Source organism: Paenibacillus riograndensis SBR5 (assembly GCF_000981585.1).
Taxonomy (GTDB): domain Bacteria; phylum Bacillota; class Bacilli; order Paenibacillales; family Paenibacillaceae; genus Paenibacillus_AQ; species Paenibacillus_AQ riograndensis.
Genome location: NZ_LN831776.1, coordinates 6,219,114 through 6,245,099, shown reverse-complemented (window position 1 = coordinate 6,245,099; position 25,986 = coordinate 6,219,114). Strand labels below are relative to the sequence as shown.

The 25,986-nt window shown below is 49.4% G+C and carries 16 protein-coding genes, 7 tRNA genes and 3 rRNA genes; 25 read left to right on the top strand and 1 reads right to left on the bottom strand.

Annotated features, from left to right (window positions below):
* Positions 1–183 precede the first annotated feature (183 nt).
* The 20 genes from PRIO_RS26430 to PRIO_RS26335 all read left to right on the top strand — a co-directional run bounded on the left by PRIO_RS26430 (position 184) and on the right by PRIO_RS26335 (position 17,495).
* Positions 184–1,356 carry an SPFH domain-containing protein gene (locus tag PRIO_RS26430; protein WP_020429276.1) on the top strand — a complete coding sequence of 391 codons (1,173 nt, stop codon included), beginning with the start codon at positions 184–186 and terminating at the stop codon, positions 1,354–1,356.
* A 12-nt stretch (positions 1,357–1,368) separates the two neighbouring features.
* Positions 1,369–2,115: a hypothetical protein gene (locus tag PRIO_RS26425; RefSeq protein WP_020429274.1), complete on the top strand. Its 747-nt coding sequence runs from the start codon at positions 1,369–1,371 to the stop codon at positions 2,113–2,115.
* A gap of 14 nt (positions 2,116–2,129) precedes the next feature.
* On the top strand, positions 2,130–2,879 hold the full coding sequence (locus PRIO_RS26420) for a hypothetical protein (RefSeq protein WP_020429273.1): 750 nt from the start codon (positions 2,130–2,132) through the stop codon (positions 2,877–2,879).
* Positions 2,880–3,099: 220 nt separating this feature from the next.
* Positions 3,100–3,537 (top strand): ACT domain-containing protein, encoded by a 438-nt coding sequence (locus PRIO_RS26415; protein WP_020429271.1) that lies wholly within the window; start codon positions 3,100–3,102, stop codon positions 3,535–3,537.
* Between the two features lie 142 nt (positions 3,538–3,679).
* Positions 3,680–4,966 carry a homoserine dehydrogenase gene (locus tag PRIO_RS26410; protein WP_020429270.1) on the top strand — a complete coding sequence of 429 codons (1,287 nt, stop codon included), beginning with the start codon at positions 3,680–3,682 and terminating at the stop codon, positions 4,964–4,966.
* A gap of 56 nt (positions 4,967–5,022) precedes the next feature.
* Positions 5,023–6,003, top strand: a complete 981-nt coding sequence (gene thrB / locus PRIO_RS26405) for a homoserine kinase (protein WP_020429268.1) — start codon at positions 5,023–5,025, stop codon at positions 6,001–6,003.
* Positions 6,000–6,887 (top strand): prephenate dehydratase, encoded by an 888-nt coding sequence (pheA, locus tag PRIO_RS26400; protein ID WP_020429266.1) that lies wholly within the window; start codon positions 6,000–6,002, stop codon positions 6,885–6,887. The genes thrB and pheA overlap by 4 nt, the downstream gene beginning before the upstream one ends.
* 4 nt (positions 6,888–6,891) lie before the next feature.
* A complete protein-coding gene (gene ilvE, locus PRIO_RS26395) occupies positions 6,892–7,773 on the top strand; it encodes a branched-chain-amino-acid transaminase (RefSeq protein WP_020429264.1) in 882 nt (293 codons plus the stop codon).
* 357 nt (positions 7,774–8,130) lie between these two features.
* Positions 8,131–9,816: a LysM peptidoglycan-binding domain-containing protein gene (locus tag PRIO_RS36460; protein ID WP_197545365.1), complete on the top strand. Its 1,686-nt coding sequence runs from the start codon at positions 8,131–8,133 to the stop codon at positions 9,814–9,816.
* A gap of 494 nt (positions 9,817–10,310) precedes the next feature.
* Positions 10,311–11,861 (top strand): 16S ribosomal RNA (locus tag PRIO_RS26385).
* A 338-nt stretch (positions 11,862–12,199) separates the two neighbouring features.
* A 23S ribosomal RNA gene (locus PRIO_RS26380) occupies positions 12,200–15,127 on the top strand.
* Between the two features lie 149 nt (positions 15,128–15,276).
* Positions 15,277–15,393 (top strand): 5S ribosomal RNA (rrf, locus tag PRIO_RS26375).
* Together the 16S, 23S and 5S rRNA genes form the textbook arrangement of a ribosomal RNA operon.
* Before the next feature lie 429 nt (positions 15,394–15,822).
* Entirely contained in the window at positions 15,823–16,422 is a 600-nt protein-coding gene (locus PRIO_RS26370; protein ID WP_020427265.1) for an AAA family ATPase, read from the top strand.
* Between the two features lie 93 nt (positions 16,423–16,515).
* Positions 16,516–16,590: transfer RNA gene (locus tag PRIO_RS26365), tRNA-Glu, on the top strand.
* Positions 16,591–16,779: 189 nt separating this feature from the next.
* A tRNA-Val gene (locus PRIO_RS26360) sits at positions 16,780–16,855 on the top strand.
* A 29-nt stretch (positions 16,856–16,884) separates the two neighbouring features.
* Positions 16,885–16,958: transfer RNA gene (locus PRIO_RS26355), tRNA-Met, on the top strand.
* A 30-nt stretch (positions 16,959–16,988) separates the two neighbouring features.
* Positions 16,989–17,066: transfer RNA gene (locus PRIO_RS26350), tRNA-Asp, on the top strand.
* A 169-nt stretch (positions 17,067–17,235) separates the two neighbouring features.
* A tRNA-Gly gene (locus tag PRIO_RS26345) sits at positions 17,236–17,310 on the top strand.
* Positions 17,311–17,316: 6 nt separating this feature from the next.
* Positions 17,317–17,393: transfer RNA gene (locus tag PRIO_RS26340), tRNA-Arg, on the top strand.
* 23 nt (positions 17,394–17,416) lie between these two features.
* Positions 17,417–17,495: transfer RNA gene (locus PRIO_RS26335), tRNA-Leu, on the top strand.
* A 785-nt stretch (positions 17,496–18,280) separates the two neighbouring features.
* On the opposite strand, the gene PRIO_RS26330 is transcribed toward PRIO_RS26335, so the two are convergent.
* Positions 18,281–19,228 (bottom strand): NAD(P)-dependent oxidoreductase, encoded by a 948-nt coding sequence (locus tag PRIO_RS26330; protein ID WP_020426649.1) that lies wholly within the window; start codon positions 19,226–19,228, stop codon positions 18,281–18,283.
* A gap of 90 nt (positions 19,229–19,318) precedes the next feature.
* Here PRIO_RS26330 and PRIO_RS26325 point away from each other — a divergent pair, with 90 nt between their 5' ends.
* The 5 genes from PRIO_RS26325 (at position 19,319) to PRIO_RS26305 (ending at position 25,925) form a co-directional block, all read left to right on the top strand.
* Positions 19,319–20,293 carry a LysR family transcriptional regulator gene (locus PRIO_RS26325; RefSeq protein WP_231869760.1) on the top strand — a complete coding sequence of 325 codons (975 nt, stop codon included), beginning with the start codon at positions 19,319–19,321 and terminating at the stop codon, positions 20,291–20,293.
* 172 nt (positions 20,294–20,465) lie between these two features.
* Complete coding sequence (locus tag PRIO_RS26320; RefSeq protein ID WP_020426647.1) at positions 20,466–21,725, top strand: HipA domain-containing protein; 1,260 nt, start codon at positions 20,466–20,468, stop codon at positions 21,723–21,725.
* A gap of 268 nt (positions 21,726–21,993) precedes the next feature.
* Positions 21,994–24,693 (top strand): sensor histidine kinase, encoded by a 2,700-nt coding sequence (locus tag PRIO_RS26315; RefSeq protein ID WP_020426646.1) that lies wholly within the window; start codon positions 21,994–21,996, stop codon positions 24,691–24,693.
* Complete coding sequence (locus tag PRIO_RS26310) at positions 24,686–25,393, top strand: response regulator (protein ID WP_020426645.1); 708 nt, start codon at positions 24,686–24,688, stop codon at positions 25,391–25,393. The genes PRIO_RS26315 and PRIO_RS26310 overlap by 8 nt, the downstream gene beginning before the upstream one ends.
* A 202-nt stretch (positions 25,394–25,595) precedes the next feature.
* On the top strand, positions 25,596–25,925 hold the full coding sequence (locus PRIO_RS26305) for a hypothetical protein (RefSeq protein ID WP_020426644.1): 330 nt from the start codon (positions 25,596–25,598) through the stop codon (positions 25,923–25,925).
* Positions 25,926–25,986 lie beyond the last annotated feature (61 nt).

The following is a 25,986-nucleotide window of genomic DNA, read 5'->3' as shown; positions in this document are numbered from 1 at the left end:
GCCGATTTGAGACTAAACCAAATGCCGACTGTGCTTTCCCGGATAAGGGAGGGCATGGCCGGCGTTTTTTTTGCAAAAAGAACCCAAATTATCCCTTTGTCGTATACAATAAAGTAGGGGAAATTTCCAAGTCAACAACCGATATATACTACATACCTATGATCAGGAAAGAAGGATAGGCAGATGGCAATCATTGAAGTTGTAAAATATGACGGGCCTCCTGGCGTATTTGCCTGGAAGTATCCGAACCAGGAACTGGGAACGTGGACGCAGCTGATCGTCAATGAATCCCAAGAAGCGATTTTGTTCAAGGGCGGTCAGGCGCTGGACTCATTTACCGCAGGGAGACACACGCTCAGCACAGCGAACATCCCGCTTCTCTCGAATCTGGTGAACCTTCCTTTCGGCGGCAAATCGCCGTTTACTGCGGAAATTTGGTACGTGAACAAGCTGAACTCCATGAACGTGAAATGGGGGACCAGCGCACCGCTGCAGCTTCAGGACCCGAAATATAAAATGATGATCGCTGTCCGCGCCTTTGGGCAGTTCGGTGTCAGAATCGAAGAACCGCGCAAGTTCTTGTTGAAGCTGGTCGGGACGCTGCCGCAGTTTGATCAGAGTACAATGCTTAGTTATTTCCGCGGGCTGCTGATGTCCAATATCAACGAGCTGATCTCTACCTACCTGGTCCACAAAAAAATCAGCATACTGGAGATTAATGCCTACGTATCGGAAATATCCAAGCATATTCAAGGCCGGCTGGCTTCAACCTTTCTGGAGAGCGGAATTGAGCTGAATAACTTTTATATTGATTCCATTAGCATTCCCGATGATGATCCGGCAACGGTCCGGCTGAAGGAAGCTTTGGCCAAAAAAGCGGAGATGGACATTATCGGCTTCACTTACCAACAGGAGCGCAGCTTCAATACCATGGAGGAGGCCGCCGGGAATCCGGGGAGTATCGGTGCCGGTATGGTGAATACAGGACTGGGTCTTGGGATGGGGCTAGGTTTTGCCGGTCCGGCCTCCGAGATGATGAACCGGATGACGAGAGGCATCATGGAAGGCGGGGCTTCTGCAGCGGGCAGCACAATCAAGACATGTCCAAGCTGCGGCGCAGGCAATTCCGCTGAGGCCCGTTTCTGCAGCGGCTGCGGCCGCAGCCTTCAGCAGCCGGAGCCGGAAGGCACTCCCGCTGACCGCACGGCTTGCCGGAATTGCGGGGAGCAGGTCGTGCCCGGCGCCAAGTTCTGTCCGCACTGCGGAACCAGCGTGATTATTCCATGTGCAGGTTGCGGGCATGTGCTGCAGCCGGGCCAGAAGTTTTGTCCGGAGTGTGGAACAAGGGCCGGATAAAAGGAGAGTCTCATGAAGAGAAACAGAAAATATGTTAGCTGGTTTACAGGGATTTACGCCGCAGTTGTCATTTTCACGTTAGGGTCTGTGGTTATGCTGGGTTTTGCGGATTCTGTATTCCGTACAGTGGTATCCATGATTGCTCTGCTTATTGCAGAAACAGCAGTGTATGCCTACAGCCTGTTCTGGCTGCGGACGGCCGGGACCGCCAAGCGGACCCCGCCAGTCCTCTTGAGCGGGGCTTTAATTATGGCCGTGTATACGGCAGTAGTCTTTTTTTCGACAATTGTGCTGGACTGGATGCTGGCGCTGCAGCCTTACTGGTATGCCGGGGAGCAGCTAATCGTGCTGATCCTGAGCGCCATAGCGCTGGGGGCGGTTGGGCTGTACGGGTGGAATGCCGGAGTACAGGAGCAGAGAACGGCTGATGCCAGCCGAAGTCTGCGCCTTCATCTGATGGAGATAACGGAGATTGCAGCTACCGCCCGAACCTGGAGTAACCCGGGTGCGGAAGAATTGAACCAGCTGCTCAAGGATCTGGAAGAACAATTCAAATACAGCGATCCCGTATCAGACCCGGCAATGTATGAGACGGAGGCTGTCATCAGCCAGCAGATTTCCCTGCTGCATGATCATGTAGCCCTGCTGCTTGTATTGCAGGACCCCCCGGCCGATTGGAAAAAAGAAACGGAAACATTGACCGAGAGTATTGCCAGTACGCTTCAGCGGCGAAACCGGGAGCTTGCGGCACTGAAATAGGAGGATTGCAGTTCATGAATATGTTGACCGGGCAAGAGGGCCAGAACACGCTCCGCTTGCCTAAATATGACCGGCCGGTGTTTGATTATGTGATTATCATTATAGGTTATCTTTTTATGCCGCTGGGGCTGATTCTTGCCTTGGTACGCTTTGCGGGCAGCCATTTCAAAAACTACCGTAAGCCGGCCAATATCAGCCTGCTGTACCACGTTTTCGTGGGCGGTTTTATGCAGATGATGGTATTTGTGATCTATATGGTGACTTCAGCGCCCATCGATACAGTTACCTTGATTACAATGCTGATATTGTTTACGGTGCTTCTGCTGCTGCCTGCTTCCGGCTTCGCTGCCAGTGCGGCTAAGGCCAGATTCAAATTTTCACAGCTGGCCCAAGCCTATGTGCAGCTGATCAATACTGGCGGCATACGCTACATCGGCAATCTTTCCGAACAAACCGGGCAAAGTGAAAGTGATGTGCGGCGGGATCTCCTGTATCTCCAAAGTCACGGGGTGTTATCTGCTGATCTGGTTATAAATGAGGGGCGTACCGCTGCAGCACCTCAGGAGCTTTTTCAGGAAGGCTTATCTTCGCTCCCGGGTTCAAGCGGCGGGCAGGCACAGCCTGTTCCACAGCCGGCAGCAGCACCGGCACCAACGCAATTGCCTAAATCTGTCCGCTGCCCGGGCTGTGGAGCGCAAAATACCGTTTCGCCCGGCCAGTCGAAGAATTGCGATTACTGTGGAACAACAATAGCTTATAGCTGAGCAGATAATGGTGTATTAAAGGAATTGCCCCCGGATATCCGGGGGTTTTGCTGCTTCTATACACAACGTCATCTATTCAGCTTGCAGCATGAGGAACGGATGTAAACGGGTTGAGATACGGCTTTGGCGGCTTTTAAATGAAAAGTTATTGCAATCTACAGCGGTCATCCCGTATAATGTCCACTATCTAAACACAAAAGTCTTTGGGGTGAGGACGTTCGTGAAAGAACGCTATTATTTGGTCCGTGAGGACATATTGCCTGACGCTGTGCTAAAGACCATGCAGGTCAAACAGCTGCTTGAGGCAGGTGATGCCAAGACGGTACATGAGGGTGTAGAACAGGTTGGGCTTAGCCGCAGTGCATTTTATAAATATAAGGATGGCATTCATTTAATCCATCAGCTGGAACGGGAGCGTATTGTTACGATCTCCATTGATCTGGAGCATGAATCGGGTATGCTGTCCAAGGTGTTGGGGTCAGTTGCTGTTCATGGCGCCAATGTGCTGACGATTCACCAGAGTATTCCCTTGCAGGGGCGGGCCAATGTGGTTATCTCTGTGGAAATTTCGCATTTGAACGAAGAATTAGGCGACATGCTGGACAGCCTGAAGGCAATACCCGGAGTGAAGCGGGCTTTGATTATCGGGCAGGGGTAATGCCGTTTCATGAAACTCAGGTGTATACTTTCAAAGTCATTTCAAGTAGTGTGCTCACACAACTTAAGTTTATGCTTTCGATGTAGTTTTGTTCGAAGCAATTCAGGGAAGTCATGCTCACAAAACTTTTAGGAGGATTCAAATGAAGCCGGTCAAAGTGGGGTTGCTGGGTCTGGGAACAGTGGGTACGGGTGTAGTCCGTATCGTGGAAGGGAATCAGGAGGATCTGAGCAGCCAGGTGGGCTCTCCGATTCTCATTGAGCGCATTGCCGTTAAGAATACTGACAAACCCCGGGATATCGAAGTGGATGCGGCTGCTATCACCGATGATCCCTGGGACGTTATCCGTGACCCGGAGATTGACGTCATCGTGGAAGTGATGGGGGGAATCGCGGGAACGAAGGAATACATTCTGGAGGCGCTGGAACGCGGCAAGCATATCGTGACGGCCAACAAGGACCTGATGGCGCTGCATGGCTCGGAGATTCTTGCGAAGGCGCAGGAGAAGCAATGCGATGTGTTTTATGAGGCCAGTGTGGCCGGAGGCATTCCGATTATCCGCACGCTTATCGAGGGCTTTTCCTCTGATAAAATCGTGAAGATTATGGGCATCGTAAACGGGACTACCAATTACATACTGAGCAAAATGAGCCAGGAAGGCGCGTCCTACCATGATGTGCTGAAGGAAGCACAAGAACTCGGATATGCTGAATCGGACCCGACCTCCGACGTCGAAGGCCTGGATGCTGCACGCAAAATGGCTATTCTTGGCACACTTGGCTTCCGGACCAATGTGGAGCTGAGTGATGTCAGTGTCAGCGGCATTTCCGGAGTGAGCAAGGAGGATATCGCTTTTGCCAAAAGGCTGGGGTACGAAATGAAGCTGCTGGGCATTGCCGAGAGTCATGAGGATGAATTCAGCATCAGCGTGCAGCCGACAATGATCCGGACCGGTCACCCGATCGCTTCCGTCAACGGCGTATATAATGCGGTATATGTATACGGTCAGGCTGTTGGAGAAACGATGTTTTACGGTGCAGGAGCAGGCGCTATGCCTACAGCTACATCCATCGTAGCGGATCTGGTCGCCGTTATTAAGAACCTGAAGCTGGGCGTTAACGGGCTGAAGCAGATTGTGCCGTACAAACAGAAGAAGCTCAAGAGTGACGAAGACATCTTCTATAAGAATTTTCTGCTGCTGCATGTAGATGACAAGGCCGGTGTACTGGCTAAAATTACACAGGTATTCGCGGAGTATGATGTCAGTCTTGATTCGGTGGTGCAGCAAGCCAATCCGAGTAATCCGGATGCGGAGATTATTATTGTGACGCACAATGCCAGCAAGGCGAGTATGAATAAAGTAATGCGGCATCTGGAGCAGCTTAAGGTCATTCACCGGATTAAGAGCCACTATCGGGTAGAAGGCTAAACCTTGAATTCGTGCTGACAGCTAGACGCAAAAATAATGAAGGAGATTTACCAGCTATGAGTATGTACGGAAGGTCTAGAGTTAAAGTACCCGCCAGCACTGCTAATCTGGGGCCGGGATTTGATACGCTGGGCATGGCGCTTTCATTATATGCCTGGATTGAAATGGAGGAATCTGCAGAGACCGAATTTCATCTTTACGGAGACGAGATGGCAGGTGTGGCCAAGGATAAAAGCAATTTGCTTTATCAGGTGGCACAAATGGTTTTTTCGGAAGCCGGGGTAGCCGTTCCGGAGCTTTCCATCACCATGTACTCGGATATCCCGCTTACCCGCGGACTGGGCAGCAGCGCTTCAGCGATTGTCGGCGGAATGGCGGCGGCCAATGCCATGATTGGTTCCCCCTTGAGTAACGCCAAACTGTTCGATATGGCCACAGCCTTGGAAAAGCATCCGGATAATGTGGGCGCCTCGCTCTTTGGCGGCATCATCACAGCCGTGTGGGACGGTGAACATGCGGATTACATCCGGATTGAGCCTCCCGAGGCGCTTGAGATTCTTGTAGTTATACCTGACTTCGAGCTTTCGACCACCAAAGCCCGCGGGGTGCTTCCATCTCAGATCACGGTGGGGGATGCTGTTCATAATATCAGCCGGACCTCGCTGTTAACGGCTGCCCTGGCGGCAGGCCGGCTTGATCTGATCGGCCGCGCCATGCAGGACCGCTTGCATCAGCCTTACCGGGCGCCATTAGTGCCCGGGATGGAGAAGCTGCTGGCCGAGGCGACAGGGCATGGAGCACTGGGCATTGCGCTGAGCGGTGCCGGGCCAACGCTGCTATGTATGGTTGACCGGCAGGAGAGCCGCAAGCCGGAGCTGGAGCTTTTTCTGAAGCAAACGATGGAGGAGCATGGTATCCCTGCGCGGACCTGCTGGCTGCCGCCTAGTTCATCCGGTGTGGCCGTAGAACAGATTGAACCAAACCAGATGCAAAACAGATCATTTTTGGATATGATAAAAGGAGAAAAACAGTTATGAAATCAATAGCAGTGTTGCCGCAGGGCTCGGTGTCGCATGAAGCGCTGCTGCATTTATTCGGTGATGAGCCTGTAAATATTGAGCATCATAAGCTAATCTCCAATGTTTTTCTGGCTACGGCCAATGGAGCGACGGACTACAGCGTGATTCCGATTGAGAATACTATTGAAGGTTCGGTAAGTCTGCATATAGACTGGCTCATCAATGAAGTGAACCTGCCTATGCAGGCGGAGTGGATTTTCCCTTCTATACAGAATCTTATCAGTAATCCCCAGGAATTTGTGGATGCTGAGGGCCATAAGGATTACAGTAAAGTGGTCAAAATCCTTTCTCATCCCGTTGCCATGGCGCAATGCCTGCAATTTATCCGCGATCACGCTCCCTGGGCCGAACTGGAGTCCGTCGGAAGCACATCTGAAGCCGTGGAGATTGTTTCGAACAATCCCGGCAAAGGCTGGGCTGCGATCGGCACAGCTCTTGGTGCGGCTACGCATGGGCTTGAGGTTGTAGAACGGCAGGTAACAGATCATAATAACAATTACACGCGGTTTGTGCTTGTTGGCCATCAGAAGCTGGAGCTTCCCCGGAAGAGCAGCGGTGACAAGACTAGCATCCTGGTGACCCTGCCGGAGGATTTTCCCGGAGCACTCCATCAGGTGCTGGCTGCATTTGCTTGGCGGCGGCTGAATTTATCACGTATAGAGTCACGGCCGACCAAGAAGAAATTAGGTACTTATTATTTTTATATTGATGTGATGGAACCGATCGAATCGGTCCTGCTGCCTGCGGCGATTGAAGAGATCAATGCCTTGGGCTGCCAGGTGCGGATTCTGGGCTCGTATCCCACATACACCTATGAGGAAGAGAAAGCGGAGGTGCAGTAAATTCATGGCTGAGCAATGGATCTATCTGGATGGACAACACGTAACGAAGGAAAATGCAAAGGTATCCGTGTTTGATCACGGATTTCTATACGGAGACGGTATATTCGAAGGCATCCGTATCTACAACGGCAATATTTTTAAATGCAAGGAGCATCTGGACAGACTCTATGATTCAGCCAAGTCCATTATGCTGGATATCCCGCTGACTTATGACGAAATGCTGGAAGCTATGGCTGAAACGATACGTCTCAATGACATGCGCAATGGATATATCCGCCTGATTGTTTCCCGCGGCCCCGGCAATTTGGGTCTGGACCCACGCCGCTGTCCCAAAGCCAGTGTCATCATTATTGTTGAACAGCTGGCCATTTATCCGGAGCAGGCCTATCTGAACGGACTTCGTGCAGTTTCCGTCTCCCAGCGCCGCAATATTCCGGATGCGCTCAACCCTAAGATCAAATCACTGAACTATCTCAACAACATCCTCGTCAAAATCCAGTCCAATCTGGCGGAAGCCGACGAAGCGATCATGATGAATGCCCAGGGGTATGTAACCGAGGGTTCAGGAGATAATATTTTTATTGTCAAAAGAGGCATAGTCTACACGCCGCCGTGCTACCTGGGCGCACTGGAAGGTATTACTCGTCTGGCAATCATCGAGCTATGCGGCAAGCTGGGACTGACTCTGAAAGAAGAGCCGTTTACTATGCATGACGTGTATATTGCAGATGAGGTTTTCTTCACCGGCACAGCTGCCGAAGTGATTGCGGCACGGGAAATCGACGGCCGCGTTATCGGTGCAGGGCATGCAGGCCCTATTACGCTGCAGCTGCTTGAAGAGTTCCGCAATGTTGTAGATAAGGACGGCTATAAAGTTTGGGAATGATCCTGGACTATGAGACAAGCTCAGGTTTACAAGCACAAATCCTTTCATGCTATGCATGAGAGGATTTTTTTTGTTTGAGGGATGTCAATCGCCCATAGCCTGCATAAGATGTAGTAACGAAGGAGGCGGCTGTACCGCATATCAAGATGCTGGAAGCAGGATAACCTGAGGAAGCTTTCGGCACCGGAGTTTGCAGCATAGCTGTACAGGATGCATGGCTTCAGGGGATTTAAGCCTATGCTTCTACCCAATTTTAGTACAACGCCGTTTACAAAAGTATAAGCCTACACCACTGGCGTATGCTTTCGAAGCAAGCTTTGAGGCTCACTAACAAAACTTTTAGGAGGTTATTGCTGCGTGAAAATACACATGGTCAAATCAGGCGATACGCTGTATGCCTTATCGCAAAAGTACGGGGTGCCGCTGCAAAAAATCATCGAGGCTAACCCGCAGATCAGCAATCCTGATGTGCTTGCCGTTGGGGATAAGGTGAAAATCCCTACGGCTACGGTACCCGTTCCGGAGAATAATGAGGTCTATTACAAACATACTGTCAAGCAAGGCGATACCTTGTGGAAGCTGTCCAAAGCATGGGGAATTAAACTGAAGGATATGATTGATGCCAATACACATTTAAAGAATCCAAATGCCCTCTTGGTTGGTGAAACTGTCAATATCCCCAAAAAGGGAGATCCTGTTGCTGTTGAGCCCCAATCCGCAGCCAATGCTATCATTGACAAAACAAAGCTGGGTGCTAAAGATTATACCGGAGTCAAAGAGCAGCCGCCTGCTGAGGTATCACCCGTTACAACCAATCTGCCGGCGCCTGCTCCAAACAAAGAGCCTGAAGTAGCTCCTATAATTAACAAAGAACCGGAAGTATCACCTGTCGTGAACAAAGTACCGGAAGTGTCACCTGTCGTGAACAAAGTACCGGAAGTGTCACCTGTCGTGAACAAAGTACCGGAAGTGTCGCCTATCGTGAACAAAGTACCGGAAGTATCACCTGTCGTGAACAAAGTACCGGAAGTGTCACCTGTCGTGAACAAAGTACCGGAAGTGTCACCTGTCGTGAACAAAGTACCGGAAGTGTCACCTGTCGCGAACAAAGCACCGGAAGTGTTGCCAGTTCATGAAATGATTCATGAATCCCAGAGTTTGTTTGTACAAATCTCAGTTCCGGCTCAGGAAGCGATGACCTATGAGATGCCTCCCCAGGGAAAATCCAAATCAGGGGTCGAGCCAGCTAATAAGCAGTCGTCCTGTGACAATTCATTCGGCTACCCGGGCTTAAGCACAAATCCATATTTCATGGATTCTCCAACGGCATATCCGTACTATGAACCCATGGCTGTAATGGGAATGAACCCGGCCCCGGGCTTTGTCCAGCCGGCGAGCTATATGCAGGATTATCCTTCCCCATATGGCCTGTATTCGGCAACGGAGTTCCCTGGAGCCTGGTACCCGAACACAGCGCCGGCTTATGAAAACATCAGTCCTGTCAGTGAAAATTCATCATATGTTATGCCTCAGTACAGCGAACCGTCCATGAATCTGCCATGGCCATCATGCGGTTGCGGTGCAGAGATGCCGGTACAATCAGTTCAACCGTATTCCTATGAGCAGCCCATGTTTAACAATTACCCCGGTTATATGCAGCCCATGCCAGGATTGAGCTCTCCATACGGAATAGATATGAGTCCGCAGGCGTATTCAGTGGCGCCAAGTACATTCGCAGCACCTATGGTTTCCAGTATTCCGGCGTATCCGGTGTACCCGGGAATGGAGAATCATGCGCATAACAGGGTGCCTGAAATTCAGGAGCCTGAATTTTTTCAGCAGGAGACAACTCCAGTGGCAGTGGCAGAACGTTCTGAACCTGCGGTGAGCAGTAAAGACAGCACCAAACCGCCTGCAGAAAAAGTTAAGACATCAGGTCTGCCCGCCAACACCAGCAGCAAAAGTTCTGCCAAACAGCGCACCAGCCAGAATACCCGTAAAAACAAAACGAAAAAAAGCAAAAATCCATGGATTTCGAACTGAATTATTTATAAGCTAGGCTCATCAAGCATGTAGTGACTGCATTAGTACAATGCAGTGCTGCATGCTTCTTGTAATTATTGGTGGGTAAATGGTCATGCAAAACTTAAGAGGGCATATGGCTCAGTTCATAATTGGTAATATTTGAGGTTGTATTTATCGGAAGATACGTGTTATATTATAAATCCGGTCGCAAACGTTATGTGAAAGTTTGTGGATGGGAATCATGGATATTTGGTTAATGAGCTAACTTGTTTTGAAAAAAAAGTTGCGATTGATCGATAAACATGGTATATTATAAAAGTTGCTGGTGACGAGATAATCATCGCCGACAACGAGTTTGATCTTTGAAAACTGAACAACGAGTGAGTGGGATTTCATGCAAGTGAGATCCAAAACAGATGAGTTTCACAGCGTGTTTCACGCTTTAGAAATTTCATCAGAGAATGCAAATTCTCGTCAGATGTTTCAAAATGAGCTATCGCTTTTTTCAATACCAATTGGAGAGTTTGATCCTGGCTCAGGACGAACGCTGGCGGCGTGCCTAATACATGCAAGTCGAGCGGAGTTTATCCTTCGGGATAAGCTTAGCGGCGGACGGGTGAGTAACACGTAGGCAACCTACCCTCTAGACTGGGATAACTACCGGAAACGGTAGCTAATACCGGATAATTCCTTGACCCACCTGGGATAAGGATGAAAGGCGGAGCAATCTGCTGCTAGAGGATGGGCCTGCGGCGCATTAGCTAGTTGGTGGGGTAACGGCCTACCAAGGCGACGATGCGTAGCCGACCTGAGAGGGTGAACGGCCACACTGGGACTGAGACACGGCCCAGACTCCTACGGGAGGCAGCAGTAGGGAATCTTCCGCAATGGGCGAAAGCCTGACGGAGCAACGCCGCGTGAGTGATGAAGGTTTTCGGATCGTAAAGCTCTGTTGCCAGGGAAGAACGTCCGGTAGAGTAACTGCTACCGGAGTGACGGTACCTGAGAAGAAAGCCCCGGCTAACTACGTGCCAGCAGCCGCGGTAATACGTAGGGGGCAAGCGTTGTCCGGAATTATTGGGCGTAAAGCGCGCGCAGGCGGCTGCTTAAGTCTGGTGTTTAAACCTTGGGCTCAACCTGGGGTCGCACTGGAAACTGGGCAGCTTGAGTACAGAAGAGGAAAGTGGAATTCCACGTGTAGCGGTGAAATGCGTAGAGATGTGGAGGAACACCAGTGGCGAAGGCGACTTTCTGGGCTGTAACTGACGCTGAGGCGCGAAAGCGTGGGGAGCAAACAGGATTAGATACCCTGGTAGTCCACGCCGTAAACGATGAGTGCTAGGTGTTAGGGGTTTCGATACCCTTGGTGCCGAAGTTAACACAGTAAGCACTCCGCCTGGGGAGTACGGTCGCAAGACTGAAACTCAAAGGAATTGACGGGGACCCGCACAAGCAGTGGAGTATGTGGTTTAATTCGAAGCAACGCGAAGAACCTTACCAGGTCTTGACATCCAACTAACGAAGCAGAGATGCATTAGGTGCCCTTCGGGGAAAGTTGAGACAGGTGGTGCATGGTTGTCGTCAGCTCGTGTCGTGAGATGTTGGGTTAAGTCCCGCAACGAGCGCAACCCTTGACTTTAGTTGCCAGCAGGTAAGGCTGGGCACTCTAGAGTGACTGCCGGTGACAAACCGGAGGAAGGTGGGGATGACGTCAAATCATCATGCCCCTTATGACCTGGGCTACACACGTACTACAATGGCCGGTACAACGGGAAGCGAAGCCGCGAGGTGGAGCCAATCCCAGCAAAGCCGGTCTCAGTTCGGATTGCAGGCTGCAACTCGCCTGCATGAAGTCGGAATTGCTAGTAATCGCGGATCAGCATGCCGCGGTGAATACGTTCCCGGGTCTTGTACACACCGCCCGTCACACCACGAGAGTTTACAACACCCGAAGTCGGTGGGGTAACCCGCAAGGGGGCCAGCCGCCGAAGGTGGGGTAGATGATTGGGGTGAAGTCGTAACAAGGTAGCCGTATCGGAAGGTGCGGCTGGATCACCTCCTTTCTATGGAGAATCGTTCTCTGCAATGAGAACATTCAAATCGGAAGTGTAAGCTTCCATTAGAACCCTTGGGTTCGAACACTCACTCGTTGCTCAGTTTTGAGAGTTTGAACTCTCAGTAACACTCTTGATCCTTGAAAACTGGATACCGAAACGAAAATGCGTTTTAGAACATCTTTTAGCTGAAACTTGTGTGAACAAGTTGAAATAGTTATTAGTATGCTGAGCGAAGATTTTCGATTGTGCAGCGACTTTTGAGTGGAGATCCCCTTGTGAATTGCGTAAGCAGTGAACAGGACCTACACTCAAGCGGAGCGAACAAGCGAAACGATCTACGCGATGGTTAAGCTAATAAGAGCACACGGAGGATGCCTAGGCGCCAGGAGCCGACGAAGGACGTGGCGAACAACGAAACTGCCTCGGGGAGCTGTAAGCAAGCTTTGATCCGGGGGTGTCCGAATGGGGAAACCCGGCTGTGGTAATTCGCAGTCACTCATACCTGAATACATAGGGTGTGAAGAGGCAGACCAGGGGAACTGAAACATCTAAGTACCCTGAGGAAGAGAAAACAATAGTGATTCCGTCAGTAGCGGCGAGCGAACGCGGAACAGCCTAAACCAAGGAGCTTGCTCCTTGGGGTTGTGGGACGTCTCACATGGAGTTACAAAAGGTTAGGTTAGGCGAAGAGGTCTGGAAAGGCCCGCGATAGAGGTAAAAGCCCTGTAGCCAAAAGTTTAACCCCTCCGAGACGGATCCCGAGTAGTGCGGGGCACGTGAAACCCCGTATGAATCCGGCAGGACCATCTGCTAAGGCTAAATACTACCTGGCGACCGATAGTGAAACAGTACCGTGAGGGAAAGGTGAAAAGCACCCCGGAAGGGGAGTGAAAGAGAACCTGAAACCGTGTGCTTACAAGAAGTCAGAGCCCATTTTAGGGGTGATGGCGTGCCTTTTGTAGAATGAACCGGCGAGTTACGTTTAACATGCAAGGTTAAGGTGAGAAGCCGGAGCCGCAGCGAAAGCGAGTCTGAATAGGGCGACTGAGTATGTGGACGTAGACCCGAAACCGTGTGATCTACCCCTGTCCAGGGTGAAGGTGCGGTAACACGCACTGGAGGCCCGAACCCACGTACGTTGAAAAGTGCGGGGATGAGGTGGGGGTAGCGGAGAAATTCCAATCGAACTCGGAGATAGCTGGTTCTCCCCGAAATAGCTTTAGGGCTAGCCTCGGTGAATGGAGTCGTGGAGGTAGAGCACTGATTGGGTGCGGGGCCCGCAAGGGTTACCAAGCTCAGTCAAACTCCGAATGCCATGGACTTCTTGCCGGGAGTCAGACAGTGAGTGCTAAGATCCATTGTCAAAAGGGAAACAGCCCAGACCATCAGCTAAGGTCCCCAAGTGTGTGTTAAGTGGGAAAGGATGTGGAGTTGCACAGACAACCAGGATGTTGGCTTAGAAGCAGCCACCATTGAAAGAGTGCGTAATAGCTCACTGGTCGAGTGACTCTGCGCCGAAAATGTAACGGGGCTAAACACACCACCGAAGCTATGGCTTGATGCTTTGCATCAGGGGTAGGGGAGCGTTGTATGTAGATTGAAGGTGTACCGGAAGGAGCGCTGGACTGCATACAAGTGAGAATGCCGGTATGAGTAACGAAAAGATCAGTGAGAATCTGATCCGCCGAAAGCCCAAGGTTTCCTGAGGAAGGCTCGTCCGCTCAGGGTAAGTCGGGACCTAAGGCGAGGCCGACAGGCGTAGTCGAAGGACAACAGTTTGAAATTACTGTACCACCGTAATCCGCTACGAGCGATGGGGTGACGCAGGAGGGTAGTGACGCGGACTGATGGATGTCCGTCCAAGCAGTGAGGCTGGTGTGTAGGCAAATCCGCACACCGTAAGGCTGGGCTGTGATGGGGAGCGAAAATTACAGTAGCGAAGGTCATGATCTCACACTGCCAAGAAAAGCCTCTAGCCAGGAGAAGGTGCCCGTACCGCAAACCGACACAGGTAGGCGAGAAGAGAATTCTAAGGCGCGCGGAAGAACTCTCGTTAAGGAACTCGGCAAAATGACCCCGTAACTTCGGGAGAAGGGGTGCCTCGGTAGGGTGAATAGCCCGAGGGGGCCGCAGTGAAAAGGCCCAAGCGACTGTTTAGCAAAAACACAGGTCTGTGCGAAGCCGCAAGGCGAAGTATACGGGCTGACGCCTGCCCGGTGCTGGAAGGTTAAGGGGAGCGGTTAGGAGGCAACTCCGAAGCTGTGAACCGAAGCCCCAGTAAACGGCGGCCGTAACTATAACGGTCCTAAGGTAGCGAAATTCCTTGTCAGGTAAATTCTGACCCGCACGAATGGCGTAACGACTTGGGCGCTGTCTCAACGAGAGATCCGGTGAAATTTTAATACCTGTGAAGATGCAGGTTACCCGCGACAAGACGGAAAGACCCCATGGAGCTTTACTGCAGCTTGATATTGAATTTGGGTACGATCTGTACAGGATAGGTGGGAGCCGTAGAAGCCGGAGCGCAAGCTTCGGTGGAGGCGCCGTTGGGATACCACCCTGATCGTATCTAGGTTCTAACCTGGTACCCTAAACGGGTACGGGGACCGTGTCAGGCGGGCAGTTTGACTGGGGCGGTCGCCTCCTAAAGAGTAACGGAGGCGTTCAAAGGTTCCCTCAGAATGGTTGGAAATCATTCGAAGAGTGCAAAGGCAGAAGGGAGCTTGACTGCGAGACCTACAAGTCGAGCAGGGACGAAAGTCGGACTTAGTGATCCGGTGGTACCGCATGGAAGGGCCATCGCTCAACGGATAAAAGCTACCCTGGGGATAACAGGCTTATCTCCCCCAAGAGTCCACATCGACGGGGAGGTTTGGCACCTCGATGTCGGCTCATCGCATCCTGGGGCTGAAGTAGGTCCCAAGGGTTGGGCTGTTCGCCCATTAAAGCGGTACGCGAGCTGGGTTCAGAACGTCGTGAGACAGTTCGGTCCCTATCTGTCGTGGGCGCAGGAAATTTGAGAGGAGCTGTCCTTAGTACGAGAGGACCGGGATGGACGTACCGCTGGTGCACCAGTTGTTCCGCCAGGAGCATGGCTGGGTAGCTACGTACGGACGGGATAAGCGCTGAAAGCATCTAAGCGTGAAGCCCCCCTCAAGATGAGATTTCCCAGCATGTAAGACCCCTTGAAGACGACGAGGTAGATAGGTTGGAGGTGGAAGTGCAGCAATGCATGGAGCTGACCAATACTAATCGGTCGAGGGCTTATCCAAAAAAACTAAAATGTAGATTTCGTTTCGGATTCAGTTTTCAGGAATCAAATTGGAAGTCATGAGGTCCAAGTGGCCGCATGATGTGACATTTGCTTTCAGCATTTGGCGATGCTGAGACCTGAATTATGCATTTGCACCGCAAGTGCCCGTTTGGTGGCGATAGCGGAGGGGTTCCACACGTACCCATCCCGAACACGACCGTTAAGCCCTCCAGCGCCGATGGTACTTGGACCGAAGGGTCCTGGGAGAGTAGGACGCCGCCAAGCACATGAAGCCATTGTTGAATAATCAACAGTGGCTTTTTTGTTTTGTGGGAAATCATGATATTCTAAAAAAGTGGAATTTGCCTGAATTGAAGGAAATCGTCAGCTGAGATATCTTTTCCTAACTGGTGCTTGCTCAACTGCTTTCTTGTAAGCGCTAGTTGGAAAAAGGGAACCTATTTCTCTGAAAAATCAATAATCGTGAGAAATAAGAGGAAAAAGGAATCTTAATTGGCAATATTACTATTCGAGAGGCGAAATGAGCTGAATTAGTTAACCTTTTTCCACTTGGAGCCGCCTAGGGGTTCATGGAGGGACCTTCAGCAACTCAACTGAAACCCCAAGCAGCTATGTTGACCAGAAGGGCGAGGGAGCTATTTTGTTTTTTTAGAATAGAGAGTAAGTAGAAGGCTAATCTTCGGAGGCGATGCCATGATTCTTTGGATAAATGGAGCTTTTGGTTCGGGAAAAACTCAAACGGCCTTTGAGCTAAATCGCAGAATCCCACATTCCTTTGTGTTCGACCCGGAAAATGCCGGCTACTACATACAGAAGAACATACCTTCAACACTGAAGAAAAATGATTTTCAAAATTACTCTCAGTGGCGTGAATTTAATTATTCCATGTTACGATATATTGCCTCCGAATTTGAGGGGATCATTATTGTTCCAATGACGATTGTCGAGCCTGATTACTTTAGGGAGATCGTTGGACGACTGAGAGAGGACGGGATCAAGGTGTATCACTACACCTTGTATGTATCGCGGGATCGGCTCCTGGCCCGGCTGAGAAGCCGTGGAGAAGGAAAACACTCATGGGCTGCCAATCAGATCGACAGATGCCTAAAAGGGCATCAGCACCCTATATTTGCCGAGCAACTGGTTACAGATAATATGAGTATTGAGCAGGTGGCAGAAGCCATAGCCGCCAAACTTCAGATTTCGCTGCTGCCCGCTGCACCAGGGAGGATGAGAAGATTTATTCAACGCTTAAAAGTGAAATATCAGCACATTCGTTTGCTTGACAGATGAAGCAGATCTCCCAACTTTTCTTAAGAAACTATTGCTATATACCTCTTTGTTTGATATAATATTTTTTGTTGTCAAATGTTAGTTCTACATTATGGCCCGTTGGTCAAGGGGTTAAGACACCTCCCTTTCACGGAGGTAACATGGGTTCGAATCCCATACGGGTCACCAATTACATCTTCGAATTTTGGGTTGAGAATCCATAGGGTTCGTTGAAGCTTACGCTTCGTAAGGAATACTTCGCAATCTCGAAACGGAGTGGAGAGTATCCCATACGGGTCATCATTTTATTCAACACACATTTTCACGACTTGCTTTTGTCAACTAACTGTGCTATGATCATTAAGTTGCTTCTTTCATGGAGGCTTAGCTCAGCTGGGAGAGCATCTGCCTTACAAGCAGAGGGTCGGGGGTTCGAACCCCTCAGCCTCCACCATGAGGCTCCAATTGAATATTTTTTACTGACGCGGGGTGGAGCAGCCCGGTAGCTCGTCGGGCTCATAACCCGAAGGCCGCAGGTTCAAATCCTGCCCCCGCAATTTAACCCCAAAAAGAGTAGTGCTTAATTTGGAACCGTGGTGTAGTTGGCCTAACATGCCTGCCTGTCACGCAGGAGATCGCGGGTTCGAATCCCGTCGGTTCCGCCATCAAAATTTGCTTCAGGGATGAGAATCCATCATAGGGTTCGTTGGAGCATAGACTTCGTAAGGATTACATCGCAATCTCGTAACGAAGTGAAGAGTATCCCGTCGGTTCCGCCATCAATAATTTGCTTCAGGGTTACAGCATAAGCATCAGCTGCTATACATACCGTGTGCGGACGTGGCTCAGCGGTAGAGCATCGCCTTGCCAAGGCGAGGGTCGCGGGTTCGATTCCCGTCGTCCGCTCCATAATTTGCGCCCTTAGCTCAGCTGGATAGAGCGTTTGACTACGAATCAAAAGGTCGGGAGTTCGAATCTCTCAGGGCGCGCCATTTTTATTCAATTATCAAATTTTGCCGGCGTGGCGGAATGGCAGACGCGCTCGACTCAAAATCGAGTGGGAAACCGTGGAGGTTCGAGTCCTCTCGCCGGTATCAAACAAAAGGCTCATGACATTGTACAAGATACAATGTCATGAGCTTTTTTTAAAAGATAAGAATTTATATGTTTTGGGGGAACTGACTTCCCCCTTATTTAACTGTAATCCAGTGTGAAAAAATGTGGATATCTTGGAAGTCACACAGGAATATACGCGATGCAGGAGGATAGGGTTCCATCCGCGGACTGATGCGGACCGAGGAGCCCTTATTTTGCCAAAAATTTTACTTTATCTACAGTTACGGACTCAGGAGCCGTTATCACGTTCGATGGAGCCTGGAATAAAGGGGAAAGGGAGAAATAAAGGCATCTCAGTCCGTAGTCCTGCGGAATAGCCGAATCTTCTATCCATAACGGCTCTCCTGTCCGTAACGGCTGCGGATCGATCGCAAAGGAATAGGGCGATCCGTCTTTACCGGCTTCTTCGCAGGTACTAGTTGGAAAAAGGGAACTTATTTTTCCGAAAATTAAGTAATCTTGAGATTGAAGTGGAAAAAGTAAACTTAATTGGGCTGCTTTTCTTGAAAAATGGGTAAATGAGCTGAATTAGTGTCCCTTTTTCCACTTTATCTGCCCGAGGGTAGGGTACTTCGGCAAATTAGTGTACCTTTTTCCACTTAAAAAGTTGCCGTAGGATTCATGGGGAGTCGTTCTCCAGGTAACGCTAGAACCAAGACGGCTGCGCTGTCCCGTGGAGGACGGCACAGCCGTTCTGGTTCTTGTTTGACTTCATCGTATGGAGCGTTTCTGCGCGTCGACTGCCATTTTTATTGCACCAAAACTATAATAGCTGATTGAGCTTGCTTTCAGGCTCTTCACCATTTTCTATACGTTTTATATTATTTATAAAGAAATCATATCTTTTTTTATGAAATTTTCGGCCATCAGGCATTCCTGCTGTATGGGGAGTAAGTATCACATTACCCAGATTCCGGAGCTCACTGTCAATAGGAAGCGGTTCAGATTCAAACACGTCCAGGCATGCGCCTGAAATATCCCCGTTTTTTAATGCATCAATCAAGTCTCTTTCGTTGACAATCCCGCCGCGGGCTGTATTGATAAAAAGAGTGGAATTTTTCATTTTCTTGAATACTGCTTTGTTGATCAACTGTTTGGTTTGCTGATTCAAGGGTATATGTACACTGATTATATCCGATGTGCTTAAAAGCGTATCGAAATCCGTCATTTTCACAAAACCGTCAGATTGTACAACGGCATTTCTCGCATAAGCCAGCACATTCATATCAAAAACCCTGCAAAACGCAGCTACCTTTTTTCCGATAGCGCCCAAACCGATAATCCCAATCGTTTTGCCCTTTAATTCACTCCCTGTATAGTCCAATTGGCTTTCATCCATCTTGTTTTTCATGAATGTATCAAGAAACGGTATGTTTTTATAATAAGACAATATCAGTGCCATTACGTGCTCGGCCACTGCCTGTGCATTCACTCCTGCTGCATTGGCCACCCAAATGCCGAGCTGTGTACAGGCAGGGACATCTACATTATCAAATCCTGCACCCGTCTGTACCAATTTTAATTTTTTTGCGATAGAAAGCAGGCTGTGATCCACTTTAATATGTTCAGGGATGATTACCTGGCAATCTTCAATATGATGCAGCATTTCTTGTCCGGGCGGGACAACTACAACGTTCCAGTCTTGCGGAAAATACCTTGCAATATTTGATTTTGAGGTTTCGTTAAAATAGCCAACGATGAGAATCTTCATTGCTAAACCACCTTTCATAACCTTTCCATTCTAGCGGCAATCAGGACGAGGACGCTCCAGTGAAAAACATTTGACCCCTCATCTTTATTAATGATAATTTTAAACATAAAGAATAATGTTGTAAAACTCAAATATTTTGTGAACTATATTAATTATTTCTATATATTGAGGAGATATTCTATGTATTTTCCTGGGATTGAAGCGTTTTTAGCTATCGTACGGACCGAGAGTATAAGCAAAGCGGCCGAATTGCTGCACCTGTCACAAGCTACGGTAAGCTATCGGTTAAAGACATTGGAGCAGGAAATGGGCGGCCTTTTGGTTGAGCGAAGAAAAGGGGCACCCAAAATCAGTCTGACCCCAAAAGGGGAAAACTTTTTTAGCATTGCGGAAAGATGGGAGGCTCTCTGGAGGGAAACACAAATCTTACAGGCTAGCGGTTCGCAGTTAAGTCTGGCAATAAGTGCTGCCGAAAGTATAAGCCACTTTGTTTTGCCTCCTGTATATAGAATGCTTAATCAGTATACCCCGTCAATCCGGCTGCAAATTCGTACGCAACATACTCAGGAAGCTTTTGATAGTATTGAGCGGCGCGAGATGGATGTGGCGTTTGTGGTGCGGGAAATCGTGTCGCCTAGTGTCACTGTTAAACCGTTTTTTACTGAAGAAATGGTGTTGTTGCGCCTGGCTGTGCCGGGGCGGCAGGCTGGAGATACTGTGGAAATGGAAGAATTGGCGGCAGAGCACGAAGTCTTCATAAATTGGAATAGAGAGTTTCAATTCAGACATGACCAGTGGTGGGACCCTCTTTGCCCGTCCCGTGTTCATCTGGACACAGCGGGACTCATCACTACTTTTTTGAAGGACGCCAGACAATGGACGATCGTTCCCGCTTCGATTGGCGCACATATGATACGGATGGGAGATTTTGTTCTTCAGAAACTATCCGTATCGGTGCCTCCTAGAACATGCTATAAGGTAACTCATAAGTTTCCAAACCAGGCTTTACACGAGCCCCTTCGTATTCTTGATAACTATCTGCAAGATATATTTGGAATACAATGATCTGACCTGTCGAGATATTAGTTGCATTTGATTATGGGCCTGCAAACTGAAACTTAAAAATGATTTCCCTTGCCAGGAAGTGGGAAATTCTGAAGTCTTCATGACGAAATCTTTGCAGGCTTGTTATAATAAAAGTAATGGAAGTAAGGAACTGAGAAATGGAGTGAACGGTATGGCGGATTCTTGGAATAAATCCTACACTCTCATGCACAAGAATGAACCCGTGGCTGAGATTGAACTGGATGAAGCAACAGTCTCCATTTCAGCAATTGGACAAGTGTATGCGAAGCAGCATGTACCCGTTGGGATACCTGTTAAGAAAGGTAAAATAGATCGTGCGGGATTGAATGAATGGTGGAGAGGCCGTGCAATTCCGGCTAGCCGGGACGGGATTAAAGAAGCGCTGCTTGAACTGAACTTGTCTGCGACACAAAAACTGCTGGATAAAAGCTATGGACTCAGCTTGTCCGATCAATATTGGATTCGCCCGTCTGCCCCGGAGTTAAAGTGGAACAACATTAACTTTTTCGGCAATCCCTTTTCGGAGGATGTGGGGAATGTGTTGTTCGGGAAAGTCTCGTCAGATGCTGTGAGCCTGGTGTCACCGGACAATACCTCAGATGGTTGGCTGAAAAAGAAATGGGCCATTATTAATGGCAAACGTTGTTTGATCAAAGGGGGAAGCGGGGCCACCCAGCAAGAACCATACAATGAGGTAATTGCCAGCAAGATCATGGAACGGCTCGGAATTCCCCATGTCCCCTATACCCTGATCGAGCAAGAAGATTACCCATATAGTGTGTGTGAAAACTTCATTACCCCTCAGACAGAACTTATTACCGCCTGGTATGTGATGCACACCCAGCAAAAGCCAAATCATGTTTCGGTGTATCAGCATTACGTGAGCTGCTGTGAGGAGCTGGGCATTCCCGGCATTGTTAAGGCGCTTGACCAGATGATGGTAGTGGACTACCTGGTTGCCAATGAGGATCGTCATCAGAACAATTTTGGTGTGATTCGCCATGCAGAGACGCTGGAGTGGATCGGGCCAGCGCCGATTTTTGATAGCGGTTCGTCGCTTTGGTTTTCCAAGCCGCTCGGCTTGATTCGTGCAGATGGTAAGCTGACCTGCAAGCCGTTCAAGCCGGATCATAATGAGCAGATCAAGCTGGTGACCTCTTTCGATTGGCTGGACTTGTCTGCACTGGACGGCATTGAAGAAGAGGTGCAAGATATTTTCCGTGATTCGCTTTTTGTGGATGAAGCTCGCTGTCATGCGATTTGCCAGGCTCTGCGCGGGCGAATTGAGCGATTGCAGGAAATCGTGCATTCCTGGCATTCGCAATCCTGGGTGGATGACCATAGTACCGATGTGAAAGAGAACATTGCATACAGTGGTCTGCAGGAGGAAGAAGATGAGTGGGAAAGATAGATATATGGTGGATTTTCGCTCCAAACCCTGAAGATAGGGGGAAGCAAGCGTACTGAATTCCGTTCCTTTGGAGCGGTTTTCTTTTTTCATAGCATGTCCCGCATTATCGGAGATTCAAGCTGTCAGTGTTGGTGTCCGGGGCTGAGCGGATCTTAATGCAATCTTAATGCGGCAGCCAAAGTCATAATACGATGCTGATTTTGCACATGTTATACTAAGTAGATGAAGGCGTGTACAACCAAAGTGATAAGCAGAAAGCGGGCATGGAATGGAGATCAATCAGACCGGTGACGGTTCCATACTTGAACAGTTAACAGGCATGAAGACAGGACAACGAAGAGGAAGGCTGAAAATTTTTATTGGATATGCGCCGGGCGCAGGAAAAACCTGTGCGATGCTGAAAGCGGCCCATGAGGAGCAAAAAGAGGGGACGGATGTGGTAGGCGGGTTTATAGAAACCCATGCCCGGCCGGATACCTTGGCTATGCTGGAAGGCCTGGAGCTTGTACCTCCAATAAAAATGTCCTATGAAGCTTCTGTCATTCCGGAGTTTGACCTGGACCGAGCACTCCAGCGCAGCCCTGAGCTTATTTTGCTGGACGATTTAGCTCATGCGAATACGGCCGGATGCCGCCACAAAAAAAGATATCAGGATGTGGAGGAGCTTCTCCGCGCGGGAATTCATGTCTATACGACGATTAATGTCCAGCAGATTGAGAGCCTGACGGACATTGTCTACTCTATTACCGGTATGACTGTTCAGGAACGCATTCCGGATAGCGTATTCGATAGTGCGGATCAGGTGGAATTGGTTGATATTGAACCTAATGACTTAATAGACCGTTTGCATAAAGGGAAAATATATCGTGACAATGCTGATGAACAGGCAATGGGGCAGTTGTTCACCAAGGAGAAGCTGACGGCGCTGCGTGAAATTGCTCTGCGCAATACGGCAAGCCAGCTAAACCGGATCGCCATACAAATTAGTGAACAGGCGAAAAAAAATGATTATGATACCAAAGATCATATTTTGGTCTGCCTATCCTCGGCCGCTTCCAATAAGAAAGTGATCAGGGCGGCTGCGAGAATGGCTGAAGCCTTCCATGGACAGTTTACGGCACTTTTTGTAGAAACACCGCAAACCCAAAAATTAACCCAAAAAAACAAAACCGAGCTGAGGGATAATTTAAGGCTGGCTGAGCAAATGGGGGCGAATATCGCGACGGTGTATGGAGAGGATGTCCCGGGACAGATCGCGGAATATGCCAAAACAAGCCGGGTTTCAAAAATTGTCCTCGGCCGCTCTCCCTTTAAAAAGAGAGGGTATGCTAAATCTAATCTCGTGGATAAGCTCACCACTCTGCTTCCCAATATTGAAATCTATATTATTCCCTATACTCAACCCTCTTTTTACAAAAGATTACCTTTATACGCGAGATATCCCAAGCTGTCGCTGGCAGATACCAACAAGACGATTGCCATTCTAGTGGTCTGCACCCTGATCGGCATCTGGTTCCGCTATCTCGGGTTTCTGGAATCCAATATTATTACTGTATATATTCTGGGGGTTCTGTTAAGCGCAATTGTAACCAAGGGAAGGGTGTACAGCGCCGTTTCGTCGGTGATGAGTGTGCTTGTGTTCAATTACTTTTTTACCGAGCCTTACTATTCTCTGAATGCGTATGAAGCAGGGTATCCGGTTACGTTTCTGGTGATGCTGGCGGCCTCGTTCATAACCAGTACACTGACCATGCGGGTAAGCGAGCAGGCCCGTCAATCCGCACAAAAAGCCTACCGGACGGAGGTTCTTCTGGAAACCAGCCGGAAGCTGCAGCAGGCGAAGGATTCCCCGGCGATCATTGATGAAATGGCCCGTCAGATGGTTAAGCTGCTGGACAGGACGGTTATTTTTTATTCGGTTCAGGAAGGGGCATTAAGCGCACCGCTGATTTTTCCAAAGGAAGGCTCTGAAGTTGATCCGCATACGTACACGGGCAGCAATGAACGTGCCGTTGCAGATTGGGTATTGAAAAACAACAAGCGTGCGGGAGCGACCACGGATACATTTTTTGGCGCAAATTGCCTGTACCATGCTGTGCGCGGAGGCGACACGGTTTTTGCAGTGGCCGCTATTGTGATGGAGCAGGAAGAGCCATTAGAGGTTTTTGAGAAGGGCCTGATGATTGCCATGCTGGGAGAATGTGCACTTGCGCTGGAAAAAGAAAAACTGAACGAAAAACAAAAAGAAATTTCCATGCAAATTCAGCAGGAGCATCTGCGTGCCAATCTGCTCCGCTCGATCTCTCATGATCTGCGGACCCCCCTTACCAGCATCTCGGGGAACGCAGGAATTCTGGTGGGAAATTCCGGGGTCCTTAGCGAGGAACAGAAAAAAGGACTGTACACGGATATTTATGATGACTCTATCTGGCTGATTCATTTGGTGGAAAATTTGCTGTCGATCAGCCGGATTGAAAATGGCACACTAAATCTTAATTTTCAGGCAGAATTAATGGAGGAGGTGATCTCCGAAGCACTCCTTCATGTGAACCGCAACAGTGAGAAGCATGTGATTCACACGAAACTCGATGATGAGCTGCTTATGGCCCGGATGGATTCCCGGCTGATTGTGCAGGTTCTGATCAATATTGTGGATAATGCCATAAAGTATACCCAGCAGGGTTCCCACATTACGGTTTCGGCCAGACAGGACGGGCATCGGGTCATTGTGGAAATCTCCGATGATGGTCCGGGTATTTCTGAGGAAGCCAAGGCCAGGCTGTTTGAGATGTTTTTTACGGCGGATAACATTCGCGGGGATGGCCGCCGTGGCCTGGGCCTGGGGCTGTCTCTGTGCAAGTCCATTGTGAATGCCCATGGAGGGACGATAGGCGTGAGGGATAATGTCCCCAAAGGTACGGTATTTTATTTCACCCTGCACGCTGAGGAGGTCAATGTTCATGAATAAGCCTTTAATTCTTGTCGTGGAGGACGACAAGCCGATCCGCAAGCTGATTACAACCACGCTGGAGACCCAAGGGTATAAATACCATACGGCTGAGACGGGCGAAGCCTCCATATTAGAAGCGGTATCCAGCCAGCCGGAGCTGATGATCCTCGACTTGGGGCTGCCGGATATGGATGGTGTGGACATCATCAAAAAGATCCGCACATGGTCGAATCTGCCGATTATCGTGGTCAGTGCACGCAGCGAAGACCGGGACAAAATAGAGGCGCTGGATGCGGGGGCGGATGATTATCTGACCAAGCCCTTCAGTGTGGAGGAACTGCTGGCCAGACTGCGGGTCAGTCTGCGGAGAATCCGGTATGACAGTGACAAGCTTCTCAAGGATGCATCCAGCTTCGTCAATGGAAACCTGAAGATTGATTATGCCGCCGGATGCGTATGGATCGGTGAAGAAGAAATCCATCTGACCCCAAGTGAATACAAGCTTCTGTGTCTGCTGGCCAAAAATGTCGGCAAGGTGCTGACCCATAATTATATCCTGCATGAAATTTGGGGCAGTCCTACCGTGGATATCCCTTCCTTGCGGGTATTTATGGCAACCTTAAGGAAAAAAATCGAAAAAACCCCCGTGCAGTTCAAGTATATTCAAACACATATCGGAATTGGCTACCGGATGCTTCAAGTCGGTGACGATAGCTGACCGGTTTTAATTTAACCTGCGTGATCAACCATGCTCTTTTGAGGGCATGGTTTTTTGGCGTTCCACTACCCATTTGAATCTTTAGATGATCTTAATACCTCCAAGAAAACCCTAACCCTAAACTTATGGCGGAAATGTTACTCTGAATCTCGGAAGCAAAAGCATAAGTCGGGCTGGCGGATCAGGAAAGAGGTGGTGGGGGATGGAAGGATTGTTAAGAAACACGGGGCTGATCTCAATTCTGCTGGTGGTGCTGTATTCGATAAAAAAACTATACGATGTTGCCGACATGCGGAAGGCGGGAGTTCAAGGCTGCTATGAAAATAAAGACATTTATAAAGCGGCCCGAAAGTTCGCCCAGGGAGCGCCCGAGGACGAGGTTAGAGAAATCCTGTCAGGCAGCTATGAGCTGGACGGCAGGCAAATCGAGCAGACGATGCTCTTGGCGCTGGCTTCCCGGCAGGATAGGGATGGAGGTTATGCAGCCTTCCTCAAGGCTGTGAACCAGGTGCTGGGCGAAGACAGATATTAGAGTTAAATAGAAGGAGGTCTATACACATGTTGGACATTTATATGATTGCCGCACTAATTAT

Bases quoted from the DNA above. Each gene is read 5' to 3' on its own strand.
- PRIO_RS26430 (WP_020429276.1), top strand. From the start codon at position 184: ATGGCAATCATTGAAGTTGTAAAATATGACGGGCCTCCTGGCGTATTT.
- PRIO_RS26425 (WP_020429274.1), top strand. From the start codon at position 1,369: ATGAAGAGAAACAGAAAATATGTTAGCTGGTTTACAGGGATTTACGCC.
- PRIO_RS26420 (WP_020429273.1), top strand. From the start codon at position 2,130: ATGAATATGTTGACCGGGCAAGAGGGCCAGAACACGCTCCGCTTGCCT.
- PRIO_RS26410 (WP_020429270.1), top strand. From the start codon at position 3,680: ATGAAGCCGGTCAAAGTGGGGTTGCTGGGTCTGGGAACAGTGGGTACG.
- thrB (WP_020429268.1), top strand. From the start codon at position 5,023: ATGAGTATGTACGGAAGGTCTAGAGTTAAAGTACCCGCCAGCACTGCT.
- pheA (WP_020429266.1), top strand. From the start codon at position 6,000: ATGAAATCAATAGCAGTGTTGCCGCAGGGCTCGGTGTCGCATGAAGCG.
- ilvE (WP_020429264.1), top strand. From the start codon at position 6,892: ATGGCTGAGCAATGGATCTATCTGGATGGACAACACGTAACGAAGGAA.
- PRIO_RS26370 (WP_020427265.1), top strand. From the start codon at position 15,823: ATGATTCTTTGGATAAATGGAGCTTTTGGTTCGGGAAAAACTCAAACG.
- PRIO_RS26330 (WP_020426649.1), bottom strand. From the start codon at position 19,228: ATGAAGATTCTCATCGTTGGCTATTTTAACGAAACCTCAAAATCAAAT.
- PRIO_RS26325 (WP_231869760.1), top strand. From the start codon at position 19,319: ATGATAATTTTAAACATAAAGAATAATGTTGTAAAACTCAAATATTTT.
- PRIO_RS26320 (WP_020426647.1), top strand. From the start codon at position 20,466: ATGGCGGATTCTTGGAATAAATCCTACACTCTCATGCACAAGAATGAA.
- PRIO_RS26315 (WP_020426646.1), top strand. From the start codon at position 21,994: ATGGAGATCAATCAGACCGGTGACGGTTCCATACTTGAACAGTTAACA.
- PRIO_RS26310 (WP_020426645.1), top strand. From the start codon at position 24,686: ATGAATAAGCCTTTAATTCTTGTCGTGGAGGACGACAAGCCGATCCGC.
- PRIO_RS26305 (WP_020426644.1), top strand. From the start codon at position 25,596: ATGGAAGGATTGTTAAGAAACACGGGGCTGATCTCAATTCTGCTGGTG.